This is a genomic window from Hydrogenophaga luteola (genome assembly GCF_042648585.1).
Classification (GTDB): Bacteria; Pseudomonadota; Gammaproteobacteria; order Burkholderiales; family Burkholderiaceae_C; genus Hydrogenophaga; species Hydrogenophaga luteola.
The window spans coordinates 647,944-670,255 of record NZ_JBHRXX010000001.1 but is presented as its reverse complement, the minus strand read 5'-3'; the positions used below and the strand labels follow the sequence as shown (position 1 = coordinate 670,255).

Sequence of the window (22,312 nt, the reverse complement as noted above, 5' to 3'; positions counted from 1 at the left end):
TCAGTGAACGGTGCAGACCATGCAAGGGTCGAAGGAACGGACGATGTGCTGCACCGCCACCGGTGTCTTCTCGCCGTCGCGCACCGGCGCATCCACCAGGGCCTGCTCCAGCGCCCCTGGTGTGCCCTGCGCGTCGCGGGGCGAGAAGTTCCAGCTCGTGGGCGCGACGATCTGGTAGTTGGCAATGCGGCCGCCGCGCACCACCAGCCAGTGGCCCAGCGCGCCGCGCGCGGCTTCGGAGAGCCCCACGCCGTGTCCTTCGTCGGGCAGATCGGCCGACACGCAGAAGGCCTCGGTCGGTCGGATCGCCATCAGCCACTCTTCCATCATCGGCAGCACGCGCGCGAGTTCGAGCACGCGGCCCAGCACGCGCGTGAACACCGTACCACCGCGGCGCGCCACCGCATCGCGCAACAGCGGGTGGGCGCTGGCGAGCTGGCGCGCGATGGCGCCCGTCTCGACCACCTCGCCGCCCAGGCGCGGCGCCTTGTTCCAGGTGTAGGCGCCGGCCTTGTCGGGCTCGGGCCGGGTCAGACCGTAGAGCGGATGCAGCGGCTCGCGCGCCTGCGCCAGCCAGGCGTGGGTGGCGTCCTCGGTGATGGCGTGCGCGTCCACCACGTCGAGGCGCTGTGCATCGCCTCGCCACAGGCCCTGCGCCAGCCCATGGGTGCCGTCCGGTTGCGCGTAGGCGCCGTAGCTCAGGTAGCGCCCCGGTCCGGGTCCGAGCGTCTGCAGCGACAGGTCCTGCACCAGCGTGAGGAAGAAGCGCAGGTCGCCGCCCAGCGGGTCGCGCGCGTGCCAGGCCCAGAGCGCGTCCTCGCTGTCCAGCGCGGTGAAGGACTCCAGCGCATCGCCGATCAGCTGCCGCTCCAGGAAGGCGCGGAATTCGCGCAGCTTGGCCAGCAGGCGCACCCGCTCGGCCGCGTCGATGGGGCGCGTCGAGCCACCGGGCTCGACCGACTGCGTGTGCGGCCATTTGCCGCCCAGGGTGCCCAGCAGCGTGAACCAGCGCTGGCGCGCCGCCGTGGCCGCGCGCACCTGCTCGCCGGAATCGGGCGCGAAACGGCGCACGGCCTCGGCGTGCCAGGGGCGGTCCGCGTAGACCGGGCGCACGAAGTCGGGCATGAAGAACAGGTAGAAGTGCGTCAGGTGGTCGGCCAGGTTCTCGGTCGCCAGGATCAGGTTGGTCGCGTGCTGTCCATTGGGAGGCATGGCGATGCCGCCGAGGTCGGCCAGCGCGCGCGCCGCCGCTACCGATTGCGAAACCGAGCAGATGCCGCAGATGCGCGGCACGTAGACCAGCGCGTCGTGCGGCGCCTTGCCCTGCAGGATCTGCTCGAAGCCGCGGTACATGGTGGCGTTGACCTGAGCCGAACGCACGCGGTCGCCCTCGATCTCCAGCGCGACTTCAAGATCGCCTTCGACACGGTTGAACGGTCCGACGAGCAGGCGGGAAGTCATTTGAGGCGCGTCCTTCGGATGGCGGGCTTCTCCACCAGGTGGTCCGCCACCGCGTTGTGCTTCACCCGTTTGGGCGTGGCGCTCTTGGACAGCGAGGCCAGCGCCACGAACCAGGCCTTGGGCATGTCGGTGGGCAGACCGACCGGGATGCCGGCGATCTTGGGCGTCTGGTGGAAGGGATGGCCCGGCTCCTGGAAACCGGGCTCGGTGCAGGCGATGCAGGCGTAGCCGCCGCGGGTGCAGCTGCCCTCGCCGTTCCAGGGCCGGATGTTGCAGTCGGCGTGCACCTGCGTGCCCTTGCAGCCCATGTGCTCCATCATGCAACCCAGATCGGACGGCTTTTCGGCGCTGGCCTTGAACTCGTAGTACTCGTTGCGCGTGCAGCCGTGGTGCACCAGCTGGTCGGCGTAGAAGCGCGGGCGGGCCAGCGGGTCGAGGTCGTCGGCGCTGAACGCATTCGCGGCCAGCGCCATCAGCGTGTCGATCACCCAGCTCGGGTGCGTCGGGCAGCCGGCCACGTTGATCACCGGAAGACCGCTGCCGCTGCGGAAGTCGGCGCCCAGCAGGCCGCCAGGGCGGTCGTCCTCGTACTGCAGGCCGCAGGCGTCGGTGGGGTTGTCGCCGCCGGCGGTGATGCCGCCCCAGGCCGCGCAGCTGCCCACGGCCAGCACGTGTTTCGCTTTCGCCGCCAGCTCGCGCACCCAGTGGATCATGGGCAGGCCGGTGCCCGCGAGCATGTGGAAACGGCCGCTGCCGTTCGGGCCGCGCAGCAGCGAGCCCTCGACGCACAGCGCATCCAGCCTTGTCCTGTCGTCGAGGACCGATTGCAGCAGCTCCAAGACATCTTCACCACTGGCCAGCGACAGCGACGGATGCCAGAGCATGTGGATGCCTGCGTCGCGCAGGTGGCCCTGAAAATCGGTGGTGTCGGCGCACAGCAGCGACATGCTGCAGCCGCCGCAGCCACCCGATTGCAGCCACAGGACGTTCATGCGGGAGCCTCCTCAGGAACGGGCTCGCCTTGCAGCCAGCGCCACACCCAGGCGAAGGAACGTTCCAGATCGGCCAGCGCTTCGACGCTGGGGGCGGCTCCCAGTTCGAAAGCGGAAGCTCGGATGGCCAGCAGGATCGCGGGTGGCGGCGGGTGGCCGTGCAGGTCCTGATAAACATGCAGCACCGCTTCGGGCGCCAGCGCGTGACTGCCGATGCCACCGCCCCGCGCCGCTTGCAACGCGCGCACGGTGAACGGCTCGTCAAGGTCCAGTGCCGCGTCGACAAACAGGATGCGCTCCCGGCCCACCAGGTCCAGCGCGTGTTCCACCTGCAGCTGGAAGTCGGTCAACACCTCGACGCGGTTCGACAGCCCTGCTGTACGCGCATGGTCGAGCAGACGCTCGGCCAGCAGCGGCCCGAGCGCGTCGTCACCACGGCTGGGATTGCCCCAGGCCAGCACCAGCAACGGCGGCACTTCGTTCTTCATTGCGCGCGCTCCATCGGGTGCGGCGTGGCGCCACGCTGCGTCTCGCCGGTGGACGAGCGCAGCACGTGGTCCAGCACCTCGCCATCAGCCCCCCGCAATGTCACCGACAGCGGCATCTGGCCCAGCGCGTGCGTGGCGCAGGACAGGCAGGGGTCGTAGGCGCGGATGGCGACTTCGAGGTGGTTGAGCAGCGGCTCGGTGATGGTCTGGCCGTCCAGGTACTGCAGCGCGACGGAGCGCACCGCCTCGTTCATGGCCTGGTTGTTGTGCGTGGTCGAGACGATCAGGTTGCAGCGCGTCACCAAGTCGTCGTCGCCCACCTCGTACTCGTGGATCAGCGTGCCGCGCGGCGCCTCGATGATGCCCACGCCGCTGCGCTGGCGCTCACCCGTCGCCATCAGCGGCCCGCCGAGGATGGCCGGGTCGTCCAGCAGCTGCGCGATCACTTCGACGCCGTGCAGCAACTCGATCATGCGCGCCCAGTGCGTGGCCAGCACGGCGTGCACCGGCCGGCCGCCGTGCGCGGCCACGAAGGCCTGGCGCCGCGCTTCGGCGCGCGGGCTCGGGATGTGGTCGCAGTTCTGCAGCCGGGCCAGCGGGCCGACCCGGTACCAGCCGGCGTCCGGGCCGAGCGTGCGCCGGTAGGGAAACTTCATGTAGGTCCAGGGCTTGACCGCCTCGTCGATCAGCTCGCGGTAGCGCTGGTCCTCGAAGCCGTCCACGGCAACGCGCCCGTCCGCCTCGCGCAGGCGCAGCGTGCCGTCGTAAAGCTCCATCGCACCGCCGGGGCCGATGAGGGACATCATGGCCGCGGGCGTTTCACCGAAGTGCGCGTAGGCGGGCGGCAAGCCGGTGTGCAGGCGCTCGGCCAGGTCCACCGCGCCCTCGGCCCATGCCAGCACCTCGGGCAGTTGCGCTCGCAGCGCATCGCGATCCTCGCGCGCCACCGCCCGGTTCATGCCGCCGGGCACCGAGCCGGTGCCGTGCACCCGTTTGCCGGATGTAATGCGGATCACCTCCTGGCCGAACTTGCGCAGCATCACGCCCTGTCGCGCCGCCTCGGGATGGGCCATCGCGACACCCACAATGTTGCGCTGCGCGACATCGGCACCGAAGCCGAACAGCAGGTCGGGCGAGGACAGGTGGAAGAAGTGCAGCGCGTGGCTCTGCACGATCTGGCCGTAGTGCATCAGCCGACGGATGCGGTCGGCGGCTTCGGGCACCGGCCAGCCGCCGACCACCCGATCCAGCGCCTTGGATGCCGCCAGGTGGTGCGAGACCGGGCAGATGCCGCACAGGCGCTGCACCATGACCGGCACCTCCCAGTAGGGCCGGCCGACGATGAACTGTTCGAAGCCGCGGAACTCGACAATGTGCAGCCGCACCTGCTGCAGGCGCTGCTGGTCGTCCAGCAGCAGCGTGACCTTGCCGTGGCCCTCGACGCGCGAGACCGGGTCGATGACGATGCGGCGCAGGCCCTGCGGGTCGGCCGCGGTTTCGAGGGAGCGGGTGGACTCAGTCATAGCGAATGAGACCTTTGTTGAGTTGCGGTTCGCGCCCAGCCATCAGGTCCTGCAGCAGCTGCCAGAAAGCGTCGGCCGGCGGCGGACAGCCGGGCAGGGCGTGGTCGATCTGCACCACCTCGTGGATCGGCCGCACGCGGTTGAGCGGCAGCGGCAGCTCGGGGTCGTTCGGAACCTCGCCGTAGACTGCCTTCATCATCTCGCCCACGTCCAGGTGGTTGCGCAGCGCGGGCAGGCCGCCGGTGATGGCGCAGGCACCCACGGCCACCAGCACCCGGCACTGGTCGCGGAAGGCGCGCAGCACCTCCACGTTCTCGGCATTGCACAGACCGCCTTCGATCAGGCCGATGTCGCAGGGGCCGACGGTCTTGATGTCGGTCAGCGGCGAGCGGTCGAAGGTGATGTGCTCGATCAGATCAAACAGGCGCTCGTCGATGTCCAGGAAGGACATGTGGCAGCCGAAGCAGCCGGCCAGCGAGACCGTGGCCACACGCCACTTGCGGGGGGTCGCTGTTGTGTTCATCCGCGCGTCTCCGCATCGTCGAAGGTCCGCTGGCCGTAGGGCTGGGCAAAGCCCACGCGCTTGGGCAGCAGCGCGCCGACCGGACAGATGTGGGCGGCACGGTCGGTCACTTCGAGCGCACTGTCTCCCAGATGGCCGCTGGCGCTGTCGATCAGCAGCTTCGCGCCGATGCCGTGGCCACCGATGGCGAACACCCGCTTGCCGTCGAGTTCGTCGCTGGCGCGCACGCAGAGCTGGCAGAGGATGCAGCGGTTGGGCTCGAACCAGACGTCGGGGTGGCTGGCATCCACCGGACGTTCGGGGTTGAGCGCCTCGTAGTGCAGCTCGGTCATGCCGGCGCGTTCGGCCTGGTGCTGCAGCTGGCAGCTGCCGCTCTTCTCGCAACCGGGACAGAAGTGGTTGCCCTCGACGAACAGCATCTGCAGCAGGTGCAGGCGCCGGCTCTTCAACGCATCGGTGTGGCATTCGACGCGCTGGCCGGCGACGGCGGGCGTGGCGCAGGCCGCCACCGGCCGTCCATCGGCCACCACGGTGCACAGCCGGCAGGAGGCGCTGGCCGAAACGCCTTCGTGCCAGCACAGGTGCGGCACCTCGTGGCCGGCGCGCTGCGCCGCCTGGAGGATGGTGTCGCCTGCTTGCAGCGGGACCGGCTCGCCGTCGAAGTCGAAGGTGCTGCTCATACCGAATGGTCCGTGGAAAGGTGCGCGCCCGCGTCGGTCCGCCCGGTCGCGCAGCGGGCCGAAGACAGCTCGGCATCCAGATCGATCTCGGGCTGGAACTGCGCCGCCGTGCTGCGCTGCGCGTAGGCTTGGCCGAAGTGGGCCAGGGTGTCGCGCAGCGGGTTGCAGGCCGACACGCCGAGGCCGCAGTGCGTGCCGCTGTGCAGCAGTTCGTCCAGCTCGTGCAGGCGCGCGATGTCGAAAGCCGAGCCGCGACCGGCCCCGCGTTCGTTGGCGAGTTTGTCGAGCCGGCGCACCACCAGTTCGGTGCCGACGCGGCATGGCGTGCACAGGCCGCAGCTCTCGTGGGCGAAGAAGCGCGCGAAGTGCCGCGCGACCTCGAACAGGTCGCGGGTGGCGTCGAACACCATCAGGGCTCCGGCGCTGGGCAGGTCCTCGAAGGCGATGGCGCGGCCGAAGCCGCTGGCCGGCACACAGCTGCCCGACGGGCCACCCACCTGCACCGCTTGCGGATCGCGCGCACCGCAGTCGGCCAGGATCTGCGCCAGCGGGGTGCCCAGCGGGTACTCGTAAAGGCCGGGGCGTTCGCAGTCGCCCGAGACCGAGTGGATCTTGGTGCCGGTGGACTCGGCAGTGCCGAGGCCGGCCCACCAGGCGCCGCCGCGGCGTGCGATGTGGGCCACCGCGACCAGTGTCTCGACGTTGTTGACCACCGTCGGGCGGCCGAGGTAGCCGCGCTGCACCGGAAACGGCGGGCGGATGCGCGGCGTGCCACGTTTCCCCTCCAGCGACTCGATCAGCGCCGACTCTTCGCCGCACACGTAGGCGCCCGCGCCGAGGTGGATGGCGATGTCGAAATCAAAACCCGCCACGCTGCCCGCGTTGCGCCCCAACAGGCCCTGGGCACGGCGGCGTTGCAGCACCGCTTCGAGGTGGCCCAGCAGGAAGCGGTATTCGCCCCGCAGGTAGACCAGGCCGGTCTGCGCGCCGATGGCGCGCGCGGCCACGGTCATGCCATCAAACAGCTCGTCGGCGTGGCGATGGAGCAGCACCCGGTCCTTGAAGGTGCCGGGCTCGCCCTCGTCGGCGTTGCAGACCACGCAGCGCTGGCCGTCGGGCGCGTCGGCCTCGGCACAGAAGCGCCACTTGCGCGCGGTCGGAAAACCCGCGCCACCGCGGCCGCGAAGGCCCGAACGCTCGACCTCGACCAGCAGCTCGGCGGGTGCGTGGGCCAGCACGGCGGGCAGGTCCGGCGCACCGGCGAGCAGGCCCTGCAGCAGCACGTCGGCGCGGCGGACGTGGTCCTGCACCGCGAACCACTCGGCCGGCCAGTCCGCGGGCGGCACGCCTGCCAGCAACAAGTCGGCCAGCTGGTCCACGCGCGCAGCGTCCAGCCGCGTGACCACCTGGTGGTGGTTGACCAGCAGGGCCGGCCCCTGGTCGCACAGGCCGGTGCAGGAGCAACGGTCCACGCTGAAGCTCCCTTGGGCATCGGCCTCGCCGGGAGCCACGCCCAGGCGTTCGCACAGCCGCTGCATCAGCGCCTCGCTGCCGGCCATGCGGTCGGTGATGTTGTCGGAGAACAGCACATGCACCCGGCCCACGGGCTTGAGGTGGAAGAAGCGGTAGAAGCTGGCCACGCCCTCGACATGGGCCAGGGTCAGGCCCAGCGCACGCCCGATGTGGGCCAGCAGATCGCGCGGCAGCCAGTGCGTCCGGGCCTGCGTCTCGCGCAGCACCTGCACCAGCGCGTGCGGGTCGTGGTGCCAGCGGGCCAGTACCGTGTCGGCTGCGTGAAAAGCGCTGGGCTGGTCGAAAGCGGTCATGGTTTGTCGAGACCGAAGCGTTGCATCTTGGCCCTGAGACCGACCCGCGAAAGACCCAGTTCCGCCGCCGCTTTGGTCTTGTTCCAGCGGTGGCGCAGCAGGGTCTCGCGCAGCACCATCGCCTCGATCACGTCCAGGCGCTCGGTCAGGCTGCCGCTGGCCGGCAGGGCGGCCGTGAGGTCCCCGCCGCCACCGGCCGCGCGGCCTTGCAGCACACGCGGCGAAAACGCCGCCGGCGGCAGCTCGGTGCCGTCGTGCAGCGCCAGTGCGCGGCCGATCTCGTTGCGCAGCTCGCGGATGTTGCCGGGCCAGGGATAGGCCAGCAGGCAGGCCAGGGTCTCGTCGGTGAGCCCCGCGCCCGGATGGCCGAGTTCACCCGCCACGTCCTGCGCGATCTGGCGTGCGATCGGCGGGATGTCGGCCACCCGCTCGCGCAGCGGCGGCACGGTGAGGGTCACGGCCGAGAGCCGGTAGTACAGGTCCTCGCGGAACAGGCCTTCGCGGACGCGCTGTTCCAGGTTGCGGTGGGTGGCGGCGATGATGCGCACGTCCACCGGCACCGGCCGTGGCGCGCCCACAGGCCGCACCTCGCCTTCCTGCAGCACGCGCAGCAGCTTGACCTGGAAGGCCGGCGAGGTTTCGCCGATTTCGTCGAGGAACACGGTGCCGCCATCGGCGCGCTGGAACAGGCCGGCGTGGTCCTCAAACGCGCCGGTGAAGGCGCCGCGCTTGTGGCCGAACAGCTCGGATTCGAGCAGGGTGTCGGGGATGGCGGCGCAGTTTTCGACCACGAACGGCCCGGTCAGGCGCGGGCTCGCGTAGTGGATGGCGCGCGCCAGCAGTTCCTTGCCAGTGCCCGATTCGCCCAGCACCAGCACCGGGATGTCGTAGCGCGCCGCGCGCTCGGCCATGCGGCAAATCAGGTCCAGCGGACTGCCCGGCGCGCGCACGATGCGCTCGAACCCGAAGTGGCTCCTGGCCTGCGCCATCTGCGTGGCGGTGCGCTGGCGCAGCACGCGGGTGCTGGTGCGCAGCTCCAGGTCGAGGCGCGCGGTCTGCTGCTGCAGCTCCTGGGCCTCCACCGCGTTGCGCACCGCATCGAGCAGGTGGTCGGGCGACCAGGGCTTGAGGATGTACTGGTAGATGCCGGCCTCGTTGATGCCGGCGATGATGTCTTCGCTGTCGGTGTAGCCCGAAATGACGATGCGCACAATGTCCGGCCACTGCTCGCGCACTTCCTTGAGGAAGTTCACCCCGGTCATGCCGGGCATGCGCTGGTCGCACAGGATCACGCTGACCGGCTGACGCTGCAGCAGGCCGCGCGCCTCGTCGGCGCTGCTGGCGGTGAACACGGTGAAGTCCTCGTCCAGCGTGCGGCGCAGCGCGTCCTGCGAACGCACCTCGTCGTCGACCACCAGCACGGTGGGCATCACGTCATGGAGCGGGGGTGGGGTCATCGGTGCACCGCCAGATGACGCGGCGTCCAGGCGTGCGGCAGCTTGTGCACGAAGTGGTGCCGGGCCACGTGGTAGCTCGGGTCGAAGCCGTAGAAGTTGCGGTGCATGCGCGCCAGTTCCTGTTCGCGGTAGCGGGCCAGCGGGCAGTGTGCCTCGTCGGCGGCACGCCGGGCCTGCTTGGCCGCCACCTGTTCGCAATGATTGTAGGAGCCGGCCAGCGCCAGCGCGCGTTCGATGACGCGGGTTTCGTAGCCCTCACGCGGCCCGTCGTCGCAGGCGTCGATGAGGCCGATGCGCTGCGCGTCGGCTGCCCGCAGCGGCAGGCGGCCGGCCATCAGCTCGCGCGCGCCGGCCTCGCCCAGGCGGCGCGGCAGCAGGTAGGTCCAGTATTCCGACCCGTAGAGGTTGCCCATGTTCTTGTAGTGCGGGTTGAGCACCACGCCCTCGTGCGCCCAGACCTGATCCGCAGCGAGCGCGAGGAACACCCCGCCCGCGCCCGCGTTGCCGCACATCACGCTCACCGTGAGGCGGTCGGTGGTTTCCAGCACGGCCAGCGCCACGTCGTCCATGGCCTGGATGTTGCGCCAGGATTCGTCGGCCGCGCTGTCGCCCGGGCGGTGGGCCGCCGCCTCGATGCTGTTGAGGTCGATGCCGTTGCTGAAGAAGCCCTCACCGCCCAGGAGCAGCAGCACCCGGGTCGGGCGCTGCCGAACTTCCAGCAGCGCATCACGCAGGCGCTCGCAGCGCTCGGTGCTCATGGCGCCATTGCAGAAATCGAAGCTCAGGCAGCCCACGCGTGCGCCCTCAGGACCGTGCTCGGTGTAACGCAGCTCCGCCCATTCGCCATCGGCGCGCATCAGCGGCGCAGGGCGCTGCGGCAGCGCTGCTGCTTCGGAGGGGAACAACCCGGCCGCCACCTGTTTGAAGTGACCCTGGCCCGGCGCGGTGCCGGGCGGATCGGCGCGCCGCGCCTGGCCGATCCACACGCCGCCATCGACCGTACGGCGCAGCAGCGCGCCGTCGCGCACCGCCAGCAGCTCGCCCGGCGCGCGATCGGTGAATTCGGCGATGGCCGTGGCGCTGGCCTCGTGGGCATCGCCGAGGTAACAGGCCTGACCCCAGAGTGCGTCGAGCACACCGGGCTGGCCGTCGGCGCAGCGCAGCCGGGCCATCACGGTGGCGGTGTCGTCGCGAGACCAGTGAATGGCGCGGTCGGACTGGCGCATGGCAGGGCGCCATTTCGGCGATGCGAGGGCCGCCGGCGGCGCCTCGCGCTCGCCCGCTGCAAAGCGCTCGACCGCTTCCAGCGTGGCCTGCAGGGCGGCGCGCGTGACCTCGCGCCGGTACAAGCTGCCCTTGGTCGCCGGGCGCATGTCGAAGGCGGCTTGTGCCCAGACCGGGCCGGCGTCGAATTCGCCGTCGGCCTGCAGCACGGTCACCCCCCAGGCCCGCTCGCGGTCGCGCACCGCCCAGTCCAGCGCACTCGGCCCCTGGTCGCCCGGCGGGCCGGGGTGCACCACGAAACACGGCACACGCTGCCAAACCGAAGCCGGGATGCGGCGCTTGAGAAAAGGCGCCAGCACCAGGTCGGGCCGGGCCAGCGCCACGGCTTCTTCGGTCACGCTGTCGGCGATGTCCAGCTCGACGCTGAGCTGGTGCCCGCGCGCGCGCAGCTCGGCGTACAGCCGCTGGCTGAGGCTGTTGAAGCTGTGGCAAAGCAGCAGGATGCGCAGGGACATGGTGTGGCGGTGCGGCGTGTTCAGTGGCGCAGGGCGTCGATCTCGCGCTCGGCCTGCTTGCGGCCCATGTAGATGGCGAGCTTGGCCTGGATGGCGTCCAGCGACGCGAGGTACTGCGCGATGCTCCGCGCGGCCAGCAGGTCCTGTGCGACGGTGGGCGTGTCGGGGCCGAAGTGCGGCTGCAGCGTCTGATACGCGCGGCGCTGCAGGGCCAGCAGGCGCTGCGGCTCGTCGGTGTCGGGCGCCGGGACTGGCGGCGTGGCAGCCGGTGGCGCGGCCTTGGGCGCGGCCGGTATCGGCTCGATCAGGCGCAGCGACAGCAAGGTGTCCAGATGCCCACGCACATCGCCCAGGCCTTTGGCCAGCAGGGTCTGCACGCTGTCCACACCGTTGACCAGGATCAGCAACTGCCGCGTGGCAGGAGCCAGCCCGGCCTGCCGCTGCGCGATCTCCGCTTTGCCGCTCTCCGTCTTGCGAAACACCAGACCAGACATCCCACGTCTCCTCGTCTCTTGTTTTCATTAAGCCCGCCGCGCGCGAGGTACCCCGTCCAGTGGCACCGCGGAACCGGCTTTGCCGGGCCGCCAGTGCCGCCCCCTGGGGGGTGACGCCGCAGGCGGCGCGGGGGGGGTCAACATATTCTGGGCAACTGCTCCCCGCTCAGCCAGTCCACCACCCGCCGCCCGCCGAAGCGCGTGGCCATCTGCACGAATTGGTGCGGATCGGTGGTGACCTCGCCGATGCTCGCGGCGTCCTGCCCCAGTGGATGGGCGCGCATGGCGGCCAGCACCGCTTCGGCCGCCTCGGGCGCCACCACCGCGATCAGCTTGCCCTCGTTGGCCACGTACAGCGGGTCCAGGCCCAGCAGCTCGCAGGCCGCGTCGACCTGCGGCTTGACCGGAATAGCGGCCTCCTGCAGCAGCATGCCCACGCCGGACTGGCGCGCGACCTCGTTGAGCGTGGTGGCCAGACCGCCGCGCGTGGGGTCGCGCAGCACGCGCACCGCGCCGGGTGCCGCCGCGAGCATGGCGGCCACCAGGGTGTGCAGCGCGGCGGTGTCGCTCTCGATGGTGGTCTCGAAGGCCAGCGACTCGCGCTGCGAGAGCACGGCCACGCCGTGGTCGCCGATGCTGCCCGAGACCAGCACCACGTCGCCCGGCCGCGCGTTGCGACCGCTGATGGACACGCCCGGCGGCAGCACGCCGACGCCGGTGGTGCTGATGAACACGCCGTCGCCCTTGCCCTGCTCCACCACCTTGGTGTCGCCGGTGACCACCGGCACGCCGGCCTCGCGCGATGCCGCGGCCATGCTCTGCACGATGCGCTGCAGGTCGACCAGCGGGAAGCCTTCTTCGATGATGAAGCTCGCGCTCAGGTACAGCGGCTTCGCACCACTCATGGCCACGTCGTTGACCGTGCCGTGCACCGAGAGGCAGCCGATGTCTCCGCCGGGGAAGAACAGCGGCGAGATCACATGGCCGTCGGTCGCCATCACCAGCCGCCCCTCGGCGGGGTCGAAGGCCGGCAGCGCCAGCACCGCGCCGTCGTCGCCCTGGCGCAGGAACTCATTGTCGAAGGCGGCCAGGAACAGCTCCTCGATCAGCTGCGCCGCGGCCTTGCCGCCCGCGCCGTGGCTCATGTCGATGCGGCCGTTCTTGATGTCCAGCGGGCGGATGTAGTTTTTCTTCACGGGCTTGGGGGCGGGCGCCTCACCAGCGCCGGCTTGGTCGTGTTCGGTTCTCATGGCGTGACCTCCTCGGAGGCGGTGGCGGCGACGATGGGAATGTCGCGAAAGCGCCCGTAGGTGTAGTGCGCCGCGCAGGCGCCTTCGCTGGACACCATGCAGGAGCCGACCGGGTTCTCGGGCGTGCAGACGGTGCCGAAGATCTTGCAGTCCGTCGGCCGTTTCACGCCGCGCAGGATGGCGCCGCACTCGCAGGCCTTGTTGTCGGGCACCGACTGGTAGGCCAGGTCGAAGCGGCGCTCGGCGTCGAAGGCCGCGAAGGCCTCGCGGATCTTGAGTGCGCTGTAGGGCACCTCGCCCAGGCCGCGCCACTCGAAGCTGGGCCGCAGCTCGAACACCTCGGACACCAGGGCCTGGGCGCGAAGATTGCCCTCGGGCGTGACGGCGCGTGTGAACTCGTTCTCTACATGGGCGGCGCCGCGGTTGACCTGGCGCACCAGCATCAGGATGGCCTGCATCACATCCAGCGGTTCGAAACCCGCGATCACCACCGGCTTGCGGTACTCCTCGGCGAAGTGGTCGTAGGGGGCAGAGCCGATCACGATGCTCACGTGCGCCGGGCCGACGAAGCCGTCGATGGGCACGGTGCCGAACTGACGCACCTCGGGCGATTCGAGGATGTGGGTGATGGCCGAGGGCGTGAGCACATGGCAGCACAGCACGCTGAAGTTGGCCAGCCCCTCGCGCTGCGCGTCGCGGATGGCCAGCGCCGTGGGCGGCGTGGTGGTCTCGAAGCCGATGGCGAAGAACACCACCTCGCGCTGCGGGTTCGCACGCGCGATGGCCAGCGCGTCGGCGGCCGAATAGACCATGCGGATGTCGCCACCGCGCGCCTTGGCCTTGATCAGCGACAGGCTGTCGCTGGCCGGCACGCGCATGGTGTCGCCATAGGTGCAGACGATGGCGTCGCGCTCCAGCGCCAGGCGGATCGCCAGGTCGATGCGGCCGATGGGCAGCACGCAGACCGGGCAGCCGGGGCCGTGGACCATGCGCACGTTGGACGGCAGCAACTCCAGCACGCCGTAGCGGCTGATGGCGTGGGTGTGGCCGCCGCAGAACTCCATGAAGCTGTAGGCGCGTTGCGGGTCGGCCTCGGCGCGGATGCGTTCGCCGATCTGTTTCGCCAGCTCGCCGTCGCGGAACTCGTCGATGTATTTCATGACGGCACCTCCGCGCCGGTCATGGTCTGCATCTCGGCGAACAGCGCCAGGGTCTTCTCCGCCTCTTCCGGGTCGATCATCCCGATGGCGTGGCCCACGTGCACGATCACGTAGTCGCCGACTTCGGCCTCGGGCACCAGGGCGATGGAGATGGGCTTGCGGATGCCGCCCAGGTCGACCACCGCCTGGTCGTGGTCGCGCTTCTCGACGAGGCGCGCGGGAATGGCTAGGCACATGGGACGGTCTCCTCAACGTGGGGTTCTTGTCGTGGGGTCTGAAGCTGCTGCGCGGCCACCCAGGCCTGGCCGATGGCGAGGCCTGCGTCGCCGCAGCCTTGGTCGCCGGTCTGGAACACCTGCAGTCCGGCGGCCTGCAGCCGCTGCACGGTGCGCTCGCGCAGGATGCGGTTGAAGAAGCAGCCACCGCCCAGGGTGGCGGTGCGGATGTCACGCGCGCGGGCCGCAGCGATCAGGGCCTCGCTCAGCGCGTCGGCCAGGGCCAGGTGGAAGCCGGCCGCCGCGGTATCGGCATCGGGCGCGTCGAACAGCTGCGCCAGCACGGGGCGCAGGTCGATGCGGCCATCCGCATGCAACACCGCGCTGGGCAGCGGTGGCAGGTCGGGGCGCGCGGCCAGCGCGGGGGTGGCGGCCTGTTCGAGCGCGATGGCCGCCTGGGCCTCGTCCTGCTGGTGGTGGCACAGGCCGAGTGCACCGGCGGCGGCGTCGAACCAGCGGCCGGCGCTGCTGGTCAGCGGGCAGTTCAGGCCCTTGTCCAGCATCTGGCGAACACCCGCGGCCACGGCCTCGCCCACCACCGGGGCGAAGCGCGGCACGATCTCGTCGCCACGGCCCAGCGCATGCAGCGCGCTCGCCGCCATGCGCCAGGGTTCGCGCGCCGCGCGGTCGCCGCCGGGCAGGGCCAGCGGCTGCAGGTGGCCCAGGCGCTCCCAGCGCGCGCCATCGAGCCACAGCAGTTCGCCGCCCCAGGCGGTGAAGCCGTTCGCCGGGCCGCCCCAAGAACGGCTGTCCCCCTCTGGGGGAACAGGCGAAGCCTGGCAGGGGGTGTCTGTTTTTGCTCCCAGGCCAACGCCATCGAGTGCGAGACCGACCACCGGGCCTTCGATGCCGTGTTCGGCAACCACCGCCGCCAGGTGCGCGTGGTGGTGCTGCACGCCGATGGCGGGCACGCCCAGCGCATCGGCGGTGGCGATGGCCAGCTGCGTGCTGAAGAAGTCGGGGTGCAGGTCGTGTGCGATGGCCTGCACCGGTGCTCCGGCCTCCTCAGCCTGCCGCGCCAGCGCCTGCACCGATCGCTCCAACGCGTCGCAGGCCGCCGGGTCGCTGAGGTCACCGTGCACCGGCGACCAGTGCGCGCGGCCGTTCAGAACGAGGCAGGCCGCGTTCTTGAGCCAGGCGCCGACGGCGAGCACGGAGGTGGACATGGTCAGTGGGTGTGAACGGAGTGATCCAACCAATTCAGCCAGGCGTCCATGCCTTCCCCGGTCGTGGCGGACAACTGGATGACTTCAATCGCGGGGTTCACGCGCCGCGCCAGGTCGATGCAGCGCGCCACGTCGAACTTCACGTGCGGCAGCAGGTCGGTCTTGTTGAGGATCATGAGCTGCGAGGCCGCGAACATGTCGGGGTACTTCAGCGGCTTGTCCTCGCCTTCGGTCACCGAGAGGATGGCCACCTTGGCGGCTTCGCCCAGATCCCACACGGCGGGGCACACCAGGTTGCCGACGTTCTCGATGAACAGCAGGCTGTGGTCGCCACCATGGTGGTGAGGGTGGTGGTCGTGACCATGTGAGTGGTCATGACCATGGTCATGCGTGTGGTGTTCGTGCGTGTGCAGCTGCGCAAACGCCTCGGCCACCATGGGCGCGTCGAGGTGGCAGCCCTTGCCGGTGTTGACCTGGATCGCCGGCGCGCCGGTGGCGCGGATTCGGTCGGCGTCGAAGCTGGTCTGCTGGTCGCCCTCGATCACCGCGACGTGCAGGCCGGGCTGGCGCTGCTTCAACGCTTCGATCGTCGCGCAGAGCAGCGTGGTCTTGCCCGACCCCGGGCTGGACACGAAATTGAGCGCCGTGACGCCATGCGCCTCGAAATGCGCGCGGTTCTGCTGCGCCACGCGGTTGTTCGCGCCCAGGATGTCGGTCTCCAGCTTGATCGCGCGTTCCTGGCTCATGCCGGGCACCGACACCCGGGCCGCACCGGCCCCGAAGTGCAGGTCGCCGTTGGCCGGGTTGACCGCCACCACACCGGCCTCGCCGTCCCGGGTCCGCACATGCCGGGCATGGGCCGGGCTGTTGTCACTGCATCCACACACGACGCACATGGTCGGTCTCCTTCAACGTTGTTTCAATCATCACTCACGCGCATGTCCACCACGCGCAATTCCATGCCGCCCGTGGGCTGCAGCTGGTGACCGCCGCAGGCCGGGCAGGCGTCGCCGCGCTGCGCGATGGCCACGGTCTGCGCGCAGCCCATGCACCAGGCCTGGCCGGGCGGTTCGTCGATCTCGATGCGCGCGCCGTCCAGCAGCGTGCCGGGCGCCAGGCTCTCCAGCGCGAAGCGCAGCGCGCGGATGTCCACGCCCGCCAGCTGGCCCGCCTCCAGCCGCAGCTCCAGCAGCCGCGAAAAGCCTTCGCGCCGCGCCGTGTCTTCCACCAGCTGCAGCACGCCGCCGGCCAGGCTGGCTTCATGCATGGGTCACCTCCCCGTTCACCGCGGGCGCGGCCTCGACCTCGAACGGCACACAGGGGTCGAACGCTGCCATCAGCAGGTTCAGCTGGCGCGTGCGCAGTGCGGGCGGCAGGGTGTTGTCCAGCGCTGAGATGCGGTGCGCCACCTCGCCGGCCGGGTGGAAGTTCCACTCGGTCGGCGCCAGCACGCGGCAAGCGCGCACCACGGGAACATCGGGTTCCAGTTCCACCTGGTGCACCAGCAGGCCGCGCGCCATCTCGACCCAGGCCAGGCCCTGGCCCTCGGCCGTGTGCAGCGCGCCGTGGCGCAGCCAGCCACCGCCCTGCGCCGGCCCGTCCGGCAGGCACAGCCGCACCAGTTCGGCCAGCCGGCTGCCCAGCTGGGCCCAGGGTGTGAGCGGCAGGCCGTCGTCGGTGCTGTGCAGGCGCGCCCAGGGGCCGGTGTGGGCGCAGGCACCGTGCCAGAGCGGCTGCAGGGCAAAGCCCGGTTTGAGCGCCAGCGCAGCGGCCAGGGTGCGCAGGTTGTCGTCGCGGCCGTGCACGCGCAAGGCCAGCCCCATGTCGAGTCCGCGCCCACTGTCGGCCTCGCGCGCGCCGCGCACCAGCGCGGGCAACCAGCCGTCGTGGCGCGTGCTCCAGTCGAGCAGCCAGTCGGCGCCGCAGGCCTGCCAGGCGCGCAGCCAGGTGGCCGCTGGCATCTGCAGACATTCGCGCTGCAGCCAGTCGAGCGCGGCGGGCCAGGGGTCGTCGCCGTGCGCGGCCGGTCGGAGCAAGGGGCAGGCCTGCAGCGCGCGCAGCGCGGCGCCCTGGGCATCGCCGTTTGCCGGCCCCAGCAGGCGCGGCCAGTCCAGCCCGATGCGGCGCACATGCTCCTGCGCGGTCTCGTGGCGCAGGCGCTGCGGCACGTTGTCGGGCGCGGGCCCGGCATCCGGCTGCGCCGCGTTGATCGCGAGCTGGGCGCAGAGCCGGTGCGCGTGGCTGCAGAGGTTGAACAGGCCGGCCAGCAGGCCCGGCAGCGCGGTGGCCGGCTGACCCTGGCCGAGCCGGCCGGCCCAGTCGCGCCGACTGCTTTGCAGCGCCTGCGCCAGCGGCGCACCGGGGCGCACCCGAAGGCGGCCGGCGACATCAGGAATGGTGTTCATGCCGAGGCTCCCGGCGCGTTGCGGCGGCCGGTGAAGAAGGCACGGCGCGCGGGCACTGGTTCCGCGACGGGTGCAGGCTCGGGTGCGGGCCGCACCAGGGCCAGCGAGGCCAGCGCTGTTTCACGCGCCTGCTCCTGCGACTGGAAGCCGCCCATGGGCGAGAACAGCGCGCAGGTCTCGTGGAAGCCCACCGCCGGGTCGTGTGCGCCGATGAACTCGAAGCGCTCGCAGCCGAAGTCGTGCACGGCCTTGCGAGCGACGCGGCCGCCGTGGCCCTCCACCGCCTGCGGCAGGCGCACCAGGCTCATGAACCACGGCGTGATGAGCACGCCCCCGGCCACGGTCCGATCCTCGTCGCACCACTCGAAGCCAACCGCCTCGACCGACAGCGCCGGGTTCAGGATGGGCACGCCCTGCATGCGCTCGGTCTGCACGAGGCGGTAGAAATCAACCAGCGCGGACACCCGGTGTTCCATCTCAGTCGTTCAGAAGAAGAAACTGCTCAGCGTCGCAGTCGCAGTTGGGGCAGCGCCAGTGCGGCGGCAGCTCGGCGAAGGGCGTGCCGGGCGGGATCTGCCACTGCGGGTCGCCGACCGCGGGGTCATAGACCCACCAGCAGATCTTGCACTCCAGACGCGAGCCGGGCCGCAGCACCTCGCGGTTGCCGAGGTAGCTGCCTTCAAAGCCCTTCGCAGACTTAGCGCTCGTTCGATCCGGCGCCGGGCCGCCCCAAGCCGGATCAGCCCCCTCGGGGGGCAATGACCCGCGCAGCGGTGGAGTGTGGGGGTTCATGTTCGCTCCAGATAGCCCACAACGTCCTGCAGCCGCTCGTGCGAGTCGCGCAGGTCTTCCGGCGCCGCCATCGCGACCTCGGGCATGTCCACCACCTCGACCGTGTTGAGGATCACCTTGTCCATGGAGTTGTAGTACACCACGCGCCAGCAGTTCGGCAGCCGCGTGTTCGAGATGCGGCAGTTGCCGTAGCCGCGCGAGAGCAGCAGCACGCGGCCGGTGCCCAGCTGGTGGTCGAGGTAGCCGATGTCCTCGGGCGTGACCGGCAGCAGCGTCAGGTTGATCACATGCGAGCTGCGGCCCAGCTGCCAGCGCGCCACCTGGTCGCGCACCTCTTCCACCAGCAGGGGCGCGTTCTGCACATTGGGCGGCAGGGGGCCGAGCCAGGGCTGGTACTCGCGCTCGGCGTCTTCCGCGGCCACCACCCGCAGCAGGGCCGGCACCGGCCCGACCTCGATCACATCGTCGACCAGCGCGGCGCCGTTGAAGGTCATGAGGCGCCAGACCCCGGCGAACACCGATTCCTGGATGCGCACCTCCAGCGGCGAGGACTCCTCGCGCACGATGGCGCTGGCCTCGCCCTCGCCCATCACCTGGTTGACCAGCAGCCGGTCCTCGGGCGGCAGGTCCAGCAGGCTCACCTGTCCGCCGGCCGCGCCGTCGGCGGCCTGGTCCAGCAACGCCAGCACCCGGACCAGGGCCCCGCGCGCGGCCGCGCGGCCGGCGATCTCCTCGGGCTCGGGCAGCATGGGCGCGCGGTAGGTGTCCATGTCCTTGGGCATGGGCAGGTAGTCGAGGTGCTCGTCCTCGGTCTGGGTGCCGGGGCCGAGGGCGACGACGGGAATGGGGAAGGCTTTCATGCGGTCTCCTGGTGGGGGGTTCGGTCGGCGGGCTCAATGGCAGCTGCTGCCGGCGCCACCGGTCTGGCTGACCACCGGGATGCCGATGGTGGGCGGGCGCGAGGGCGGCATGGCCAGGGCGGCGGCGACGCCAGACAGGTACACGTCCCAGTCCTGCATACCGGCGATGGCGGTGACGTACTGGCCGTCGCGGAAGAACAGCAGCGAGGGCCAGCGCTGCGAGCCGTAGCGGCGCGCCACCGCGTCCTCGCTGTCGCGCGGCACCACGGCCACAGCAAAGCGGTTCGGGAAGGACTTCATCAGCTCGGGCAGCACGGCCGCCACGTCCACGCCTTCGGGAAAGCGCACCGGGTCGCCGGCCAGCAGCACGACGCGGTCGCCGCCGCCGGCGGTCCAGTCGGCCACGCTGGTCTCGTCGACCCAGGCGGCGCCGAAGTCGCGGGCCAGGCGTTGCACCAGCGGTGCGTGGGCTTCTGTGGTCTCAATCATGTTGTCTCCTTGTGTTCAGGCGCCCGTGAGCGCACGCATTTGTTCGGGGCTCATCTGTGACGGCAGGGCGAAGTCGATGCCGCCCGAAAGGTCGGCGCCCTGCATGGCACCGAGCACGAGGTCCAGCGCGACGTTCACCTCGGCCGCGCGGTCGGCGTCGATGGCCTCGCGCGCGTCGTCCAGGAACACCAGCAACCAGTCGCCCGGCGCCACATCGCCGACCAGGGCGGTGTTGATGCGGCGGCGCTCGCCGCGGCCTTCGCACAGCGCGAAGCGGCCGTCGACCTCGATCACCTGCATGGGGATGCCGATACACATGTCAGTGGTTCTCGGGGAAGAAGCGTTCGTCGCCCAGACGGCAGGCGGCCTCGGCGGCGGGGCGCTGCGCCTCGTAGGCGGTCAGGGCCAGCTCGTCCAGCGTCACGGCCTCGCGCGGGGCCAGCGGGGTCTGGCGTTCCACCGGGCGCGCACCCCAGCGTTCGAGTTCGGCCACGCCCAGCGCCAGCGCGGTTTCCATCGCGGCCTTGACGACCGGGCGCAGGCTGCCGCCGTAGTCTTCCAGCTCCTGCGGCTGGCAGCCGATCAGCAGCACGCGCTGCGGGTACTTGCCGGTCAGCGTGGCCAGCGACAGCACCTCCTGGAAGCCGGTCTGGTGCAGGCTCATCTTCTTGGCGCCCATGAAGCGCGGCACCTCGTCGTCGCGCACCTCTTTCAAGGTGCCGGGTTCGAGACCGTAGTCGATGGCGTCGAAGATCAGCAGCGCGTCGGCCTCCTGCACGTGCTGGATCAGGTACAGGCCCTGCGTGCCGCCGTCGATGAGCTGCACATGGTCGGCGAACTCCCAGCGACGCTGCAGCGCTTCGATGCAGCGCACGCCGAAGCCTTCGTCGGCCCAGAGCAGGTTGCCGATGCCCAGTACGACGATGCGGGCCGGCGAGGTGTCACCACCGGGGTGACAGGTGGATTCGGTCGGAATGGCGCTCATGGCAGGCAACCCTGTATGAAATCAGCGGGGGGAAGAGGACTTGGCCGAGCCCGATGACAGGCGCTTCCAGGCGTGGAAGCTGTCCCAGGCGGCCTGCTGCGCGAGCCAGAAGCCGGCGTCGATGCCGAACTGGCGCGCACAACGGATGGCGGTGTCGGGCGACATCGCCCGCTGGCCGTGCACGAGCTCGTGCAGGCGGCGGCGCGAGAGGCCCAGCAGCCGGGCCGCCTCGCTCTGGTTGAGCGAGAGCGGCGCCAGGCAGGTGCGCGCCAGCAGCCGCCCCGGGTGCAGCGGCGCGCGCACCGGCACACCACGCGGGGGAATCGACCAGCTGGCGGCGACCTTGTTCACGACGTCAATCCTTGAAGGTCCGACGGCCGGAAATCATCGTGGACACGATGGACTGGCGGCCCATGATGTCTTCGCGGATCGCGGCGTAGACGTGCAGGGTGATGAAGATGATCATGGCCCACATGCCCAGGCGGTGCCAGGTGTGCACGTCCTGGCTCTGCCCGAACAGCGGGATCACCCAGCCGAACAGCTTGTCCTGCCACGAGCCGGCCTGCGAGCCTTCGCTGTAGAGCGCAAAGCCGGTGAGGATCATGAAGATCATCAGCATCAGGAAGCCCGAGAACATGGCCAGCCGCGCCAGCGGGTTGTGGCCCACGTAGCGGCCAGGCCGCGGGATGATGAAGGCGTACCACTTGAGCATGGTGAGGATCTCGCCCCAATAGGCCTTCTGGAACAGCGGCACCCAGAACAGCTCGCGTGCATGGTGGTTGCCCACCAGCGCCCAGTAGGCGCGCCCGATCAGGCCGATGGCCAGGATGTAGCCGGCCGTGAAGTGCGCGAAGCGGATGTAGCCCATCAGGTAGTTCGCGCTGGCCTCGCCGGGCATGGTCGGCAGGGGTTTGCCGATGAAGTAGCCAGTGAGGCACAGCACGGTGATGGCGGCCACGTTGACCCAGTGCCAGACGCGCACCGGGGCTTCGTAGACGTAGACCGACTTGGTGGACTGGCCGTGCGAGACAGCGCTCTCGTCGATGCCGGTGACATCGGCCAGGCGCTGCTGGGCCAGTTCTTGTGCGGACAGGGAGGACATGGTGATCTCCTGTGCGAGGGGTGGAACCGTCAGGCGGCCAGCTGGCCGAAGAGGACCAGGCCGGCGCCGCCGAGCAGCGCGCCCAGACCACCCAGGGCCAGACCGCTGCGCGCGGCCAGCCAGCGGCGGATGGACAGGCCCACGCCCACGCCGCCCAGGTGCAGGGCCGCGGTGGTGGCCAGGAAGCCGATGGCGTAGCCGGCAAAGCCGGTGGCGGGCGTTTCTGCGCCATGCGCCAGGCCGTGCAGCGAGGCCGCCGCGGCGACCAGACCCAGGCCCAGCGGTGCGGCCATAGGACGGCGGGCCAGCACCAGCATGGCGCCGAACAGCACCACCGACAGCGCCACACCGTGTTCCAGGAACGGCAGCGTCACGCCGGCGGCGCCCAGCGCGGCGCTGGTGACCAGCGCCGCCAGGAAGGCGGCCGGGCCCTGCCAGGCCTTGCCCTGCGGCAGCGCGCTGACCGACCAGACGCCCACGGCCACCATGGCCAGCAGGTGGTCCAGTCCGAAGGGATGCACCAGGCCTTCCATCAGGCTGGTGGTGCCATGGCCCGGGTGGGCCTGTGCGGCGCCGGCCAGGCCGGCCAGCAGCGCGGCGGTGGCCACGCGACGGATGTGTTTCGCTTGCATGTGTTTCTCCTCG

The 22,312-nt window shown here is 70.7% G+C and carries 26 protein-coding genes; all 26 read right to left on the bottom strand.

What is annotated here, in order from left to right; genetic code table 11:
* The 26 genes from ACFOPI_RS03235 to ACFOPI_RS03110 all read right to left on the bottom strand — a co-directional run bounded on the left by ACFOPI_RS03235 (position 1) and on the right by ACFOPI_RS03110 (position 22,299).
* Positions 1-1,461, bottom strand: a complete 1,461-nt coding sequence (locus tag ACFOPI_RS03235) for a nickel-dependent hydrogenase large subunit (RefSeq protein ID WP_382170671.1) — start codon at positions 1,459-1,461, stop codon at positions 1-3.
* A complete protein-coding gene (locus ACFOPI_RS03230) occupies positions 1,458-2,453 on the bottom strand; it encodes an NADH-quinone oxidoreductase subunit B family protein (protein ID WP_382170669.1) in 996 nt (331 codons plus the stop codon). The genes ACFOPI_RS03235 and ACFOPI_RS03230 overlap by 4 nt, the downstream gene beginning before the upstream one ends.
* Positions 2,450-2,941, bottom strand: a complete 492-nt coding sequence (locus ACFOPI_RS03225; RefSeq protein ID WP_382170667.1) for a hydrogenase maturation protease — start codon at positions 2,939-2,941, stop codon at positions 2,450-2,452. Before ACFOPI_RS03225 ends, ACFOPI_RS03230 begins: the two co-directional genes overlap by 4 nt.
* A complete protein-coding gene (locus tag ACFOPI_RS03220; protein WP_382170665.1) occupies positions 2,938-4,464 on the bottom strand; it encodes a Ni/Fe hydrogenase subunit alpha in 1,527 nt (508 codons plus the stop codon). Before ACFOPI_RS03220 ends, ACFOPI_RS03225 begins: the two co-directional genes overlap by 4 nt.
* On the bottom strand, positions 4,457-4,987 hold the full coding sequence (locus ACFOPI_RS03215; protein ID WP_382170663.1) for an NADH-quinone oxidoreductase subunit B family protein: 531 nt from the start codon (positions 4,985-4,987) through the stop codon (positions 4,457-4,459). The genes ACFOPI_RS03220 and ACFOPI_RS03215 overlap by 8 nt, the downstream gene beginning before the upstream one ends.
* A complete protein-coding gene (locus ACFOPI_RS03210) occupies positions 4,984-5,667 on the bottom strand; it encodes a 2Fe-2S iron-sulfur cluster-binding protein (RefSeq protein WP_382170661.1) in 684 nt (227 codons plus the stop codon). The genes ACFOPI_RS03215 and ACFOPI_RS03210 overlap by 4 nt, the downstream gene beginning before the upstream one ends.
* Positions 5,664-7,493 (bottom strand): NAD(P)H-dependent oxidoreductase subunit E, encoded by a 1,830-nt coding sequence (locus ACFOPI_RS03205; RefSeq protein ID WP_382170659.1) that lies wholly within the window; start codon positions 7,491-7,493, stop codon positions 5,664-5,666. The genes ACFOPI_RS03210 and ACFOPI_RS03205 overlap by 4 nt, the downstream gene beginning before the upstream one ends.
* The gene (locus tag ACFOPI_RS03200) at positions 7,490-8,923 is read right to left on the bottom strand and encodes a sigma-54-dependent transcriptional regulator (protein ID WP_382170657.1); all 1,434 of its coding nucleotides are present in this window, start codon (positions 8,921-8,923) and stop codon (positions 7,490-7,492) included. Before ACFOPI_RS03200 ends, ACFOPI_RS03205 begins: the two co-directional genes overlap by 4 nt.
* Before the next feature lie 23 nt (positions 8,924-8,946).
* Positions 8,947-10,689, bottom strand: a complete 1,743-nt coding sequence (locus ACFOPI_RS03195; RefSeq protein WP_382170655.1) for an enoyl-CoA hydratase-related protein — start codon at positions 10,687-10,689, stop codon at positions 8,947-8,949.
* Positions 10,690-10,709: 20 nt separating this feature from the next.
* Positions 10,710-11,183 (bottom strand): hypothetical protein, encoded by a 474-nt coding sequence (locus ACFOPI_RS03190; RefSeq protein ID WP_382170654.1) that lies wholly within the window; start codon positions 11,181-11,183, stop codon positions 10,710-10,712.
* 137 nt (positions 11,184-11,320) lie between these two features.
* Positions 11,321-12,433, bottom strand: coding sequence for a hydrogenase expression/formation protein HypE (hypE, locus tag ACFOPI_RS03185; RefSeq protein ID WP_382170652.1), 1,113 nt, complete (start codon positions 12,431-12,433; stop codon positions 11,321-11,323).
* Positions 12,430-13,593: a hydrogenase formation protein HypD gene (gene hypD / locus ACFOPI_RS03180; RefSeq protein ID WP_382170650.1), complete on the bottom strand. Its 1,164-nt coding sequence runs from the start codon at positions 13,591-13,593 to the stop codon at positions 12,430-12,432. Before hypD ends, hypE begins: the two co-directional genes overlap by 4 nt.
* On the bottom strand, positions 13,590-13,829 hold the full coding sequence (locus ACFOPI_RS03175; protein ID WP_382170648.1) for a HypC/HybG/HupF family hydrogenase formation chaperone: 240 nt from the start codon (positions 13,827-13,829) through the stop codon (positions 13,590-13,592). Before ACFOPI_RS03175 ends, hypD begins: the two co-directional genes overlap by 4 nt.
* Positions 13,820-15,034 (bottom strand): Kae1-like domain-containing protein, encoded by a 1,215-nt coding sequence (locus ACFOPI_RS03170; RefSeq protein WP_382170646.1) that lies wholly within the window; start codon positions 15,032-15,034, stop codon positions 13,820-13,822. The genes ACFOPI_RS03175 and ACFOPI_RS03170 overlap by 10 nt, the downstream gene beginning before the upstream one ends.
* Positions 15,035-15,036: 2 nt before the next feature.
* Entirely contained in the window at positions 15,037-15,930 is an 894-nt protein-coding gene (gene hypB / locus ACFOPI_RS03165; protein ID WP_382170644.1) for a hydrogenase nickel incorporation protein HypB, read from the bottom strand.
* Positions 15,931-15,953: 23 nt separating this feature from the next.
* Positions 15,954-16,301, bottom strand: a complete 348-nt coding sequence (locus ACFOPI_RS03160) for a hydrogenase maturation nickel metallochaperone HypA/HybF (protein WP_382170642.1) — start codon at positions 16,299-16,301, stop codon at positions 15,954-15,956.
* Positions 16,294-17,439 carry a hypothetical protein gene (locus tag ACFOPI_RS03155; protein ID WP_382170640.1) on the bottom strand — a complete coding sequence of 382 codons (1,146 nt, stop codon included), beginning with the start codon at positions 17,437-17,439 and terminating at the stop codon, positions 16,294-16,296. Before ACFOPI_RS03155 ends, ACFOPI_RS03160 begins: the two co-directional genes overlap by 8 nt.
* Positions 17,436-17,903 carry a [NiFe]-hydrogenase assembly chaperone HybE gene (gene hybE, locus ACFOPI_RS03150; protein ID WP_382170638.1) on the bottom strand — a complete coding sequence of 156 codons (468 nt, stop codon included), beginning with the start codon at positions 17,901-17,903 and terminating at the stop codon, positions 17,436-17,438. The genes ACFOPI_RS03155 and hybE overlap by 4 nt, the downstream gene beginning before the upstream one ends.
* A 13-nt stretch (positions 17,904-17,916) precedes the next feature.
* Positions 17,917-18,093 carry a rubredoxin gene (locus tag ACFOPI_RS03145; RefSeq protein ID WP_382170947.1) on the bottom strand — a complete coding sequence of 59 codons (177 nt, stop codon included), beginning with the start codon at positions 18,091-18,093 and terminating at the stop codon, positions 17,917-17,919.
* Between the two features lie 134 nt (positions 18,094-18,227).
* Entirely contained in the window at positions 18,228-19,091 is an 864-nt protein-coding gene (locus ACFOPI_RS03140; protein WP_382170636.1) for a hydrogenase expression/formation protein, read from the bottom strand.
* 33 nt (positions 19,092-19,124) lie between these two features.
* Positions 19,125-19,580: a hydrogenase gene (locus ACFOPI_RS03135; protein WP_382170634.1), complete on the bottom strand. Its 456-nt coding sequence runs from the start codon at positions 19,578-19,580 to the stop codon at positions 19,125-19,127.
* A 15-nt stretch (positions 19,581-19,595) separates the two neighbouring features.
* Positions 19,596-19,898, bottom strand: a complete 303-nt coding sequence (locus ACFOPI_RS03130; RefSeq protein ID WP_382170632.1) for a HypC/HybG/HupF family hydrogenase formation chaperone — start codon at positions 19,896-19,898, stop codon at positions 19,596-19,598.
* A 1-nt stretch (position 19,899) separates the two neighbouring features.
* On the bottom strand, positions 19,900-20,565 hold the full coding sequence (locus ACFOPI_RS03125) for a HyaD/HybD family hydrogenase maturation endopeptidase (RefSeq protein WP_382170630.1): 666 nt from the start codon (positions 20,563-20,565) through the stop codon (positions 19,900-19,902).
* A gap of 21 nt (positions 20,566-20,586) precedes the next feature.
* Positions 20,587-20,916 carry a HigA family addiction module antitoxin gene (locus tag ACFOPI_RS03120; protein ID WP_382170628.1) on the bottom strand — a complete coding sequence of 110 codons (330 nt, stop codon included), beginning with the start codon at positions 20,914-20,916 and terminating at the stop codon, positions 20,587-20,589.
* Between the two features lie 4 nt (positions 20,917-20,920).
* Positions 20,921-21,667, bottom strand: a complete 747-nt coding sequence (cybH, locus tag ACFOPI_RS03115) for a Ni/Fe-hydrogenase, b-type cytochrome subunit (protein ID WP_382170626.1) — start codon at positions 21,665-21,667, stop codon at positions 20,921-20,923.
* A gap of 29 nt (positions 21,668-21,696) precedes the next feature.
* Positions 21,697-22,299 (bottom strand): HupE/UreJ family protein, encoded by a 603-nt coding sequence (locus ACFOPI_RS03110; RefSeq protein WP_382170624.1) that lies wholly within the window; start codon positions 22,297-22,299, stop codon positions 21,697-21,699.
* Between the last annotated feature and the right edge of the window lie 13 nt (positions 22,300-22,312).

Coding starts and splice junctions, on each gene's coding strand:
- ACFOPI_RS03235 (WP_382170671.1), bottom strand. CDS start 1,461: ATGACTTCCCGCCTGCTCGTCGGACCGTTCAACCGTGTCGAAGGCGAT.
- ACFOPI_RS03230 (WP_382170669.1), bottom strand. CDS start 2,453: ATGAACGTCCTGTGGCTGCAATCGGGTGGCTGCGGCGGCTGCAGCATG.
- ACFOPI_RS03225 (WP_382170667.1), bottom strand. CDS start 2,941: ATGAAGAACGAAGTGCCGCCGTTGCTGGTGCTGGCCTGGGGCAATCCC.
- ACFOPI_RS03220 (WP_382170665.1), bottom strand. CDS start 4,464: ATGACTGAGTCCACCCGCTCCCTCGAAACCGCGGCCGACCCGCAGGGC.
- ACFOPI_RS03215 (WP_382170663.1), bottom strand. CDS start 4,987: ATGAACACAACAGCGACCCCCCGCAAGTGGCGTGTGGCCACGGTCTCG.
- ACFOPI_RS03210 (WP_382170661.1), bottom strand. CDS start 5,667: ATGAGCAGCACCTTCGACTTCGACGGCGAGCCGGTCCCGCTGCAAGCA.
- ACFOPI_RS03205 (WP_382170659.1), bottom strand. CDS start 7,493: ATGACCGCTTTCGACCAGCCCAGCGCTTTTCACGCAGCCGACACGGTA.
- ACFOPI_RS03200 (WP_382170657.1), bottom strand. CDS start 8,923: ATGCCCACCGTGCTGGTGGTCGACGACGAGGTGCGTTCGCAGGACGCG.
- ACFOPI_RS03195 (WP_382170655.1), bottom strand. CDS start 10,689: ATGTCCCTGCGCATCCTGCTGCTTTGCCACAGCTTCAACAGCCTCAGC.
- ACFOPI_RS03190 (WP_382170654.1), bottom strand. CDS start 11,183: ATGTCTGGTCTGGTGTTTCGCAAGACGGAGAGCGGCAAAGCGGAGATC.
- hypE (WP_382170652.1), bottom strand. CDS start 12,433: ATGAGAACCGAACACGACCAAGCCGGCGCTGGTGAGGCGCCCGCCCCC.
- hypD (WP_382170650.1), bottom strand. CDS start 13,593: ATGAAATACATCGACGAGTTCCGCGACGGCGAGCTGGCGAAACAGATC.
- ACFOPI_RS03175 (WP_382170648.1), bottom strand. CDS start 13,829: ATGTGCCTAGCCATTCCCGCGCGCCTCGTCGAGAAGCGCGACCACGAC.
- ACFOPI_RS03170 (WP_382170646.1), bottom strand. CDS start 15,034: ATGTCCACCTCCGTGCTCGCCGTCGGCGCCTGGCTCAAGAACGCGGCC.
- hypB (WP_382170644.1), bottom strand. CDS start 15,930: ATGTGCGTCGTGTGTGGATGCAGTGACAACAGCCCGGCCCATGCCCGG.
- ACFOPI_RS03160 (WP_382170642.1), bottom strand. CDS start 16,301: ATGCATGAAGCCAGCCTGGCCGGCGGCGTGCTGCAGCTGGTGGAAGAC.
- ACFOPI_RS03155 (WP_382170640.1), bottom strand. CDS start 17,439: ATGAACACCATTCCTGATGTCGCCGGCCGCCTTCGGGTGCGCCCCGGT.
- ACFOPI_RS03140 (WP_382170636.1), bottom strand. CDS start 19,091: ATGAAAGCCTTCCCCATTCCCGTCGTCGCCCTCGGCCCCGGCACCCAG.
- ACFOPI_RS03135 (WP_382170634.1), bottom strand. CDS start 19,580: ATGATTGAGACCACAGAAGCCCACGCACCGCTGGTGCAACGCCTGGCC.
- ACFOPI_RS03130 (WP_382170632.1), bottom strand. CDS start 19,898: ATGTGTATCGGCATCCCCATGCAGGTGATCGAGGTCGACGGCCGCTTC.
- ACFOPI_RS03125 (WP_382170630.1), bottom strand. CDS start 20,565: ATGAGCGCCATTCCGACCGAATCCACCTGTCACCCCGGTGGTGACACC.
- cybH (WP_382170626.1), bottom strand. CDS start 21,667: ATGTCCTCCCTGTCCGCACAAGAACTGGCCCAGCAGCGCCTGGCCGAT.
- ACFOPI_RS03110 (WP_382170624.1), bottom strand. CDS start 22,299: ATGCAAGCGAAACACATCCGTCGCGTGGCCACCGCCGCGCTGCTGGCC.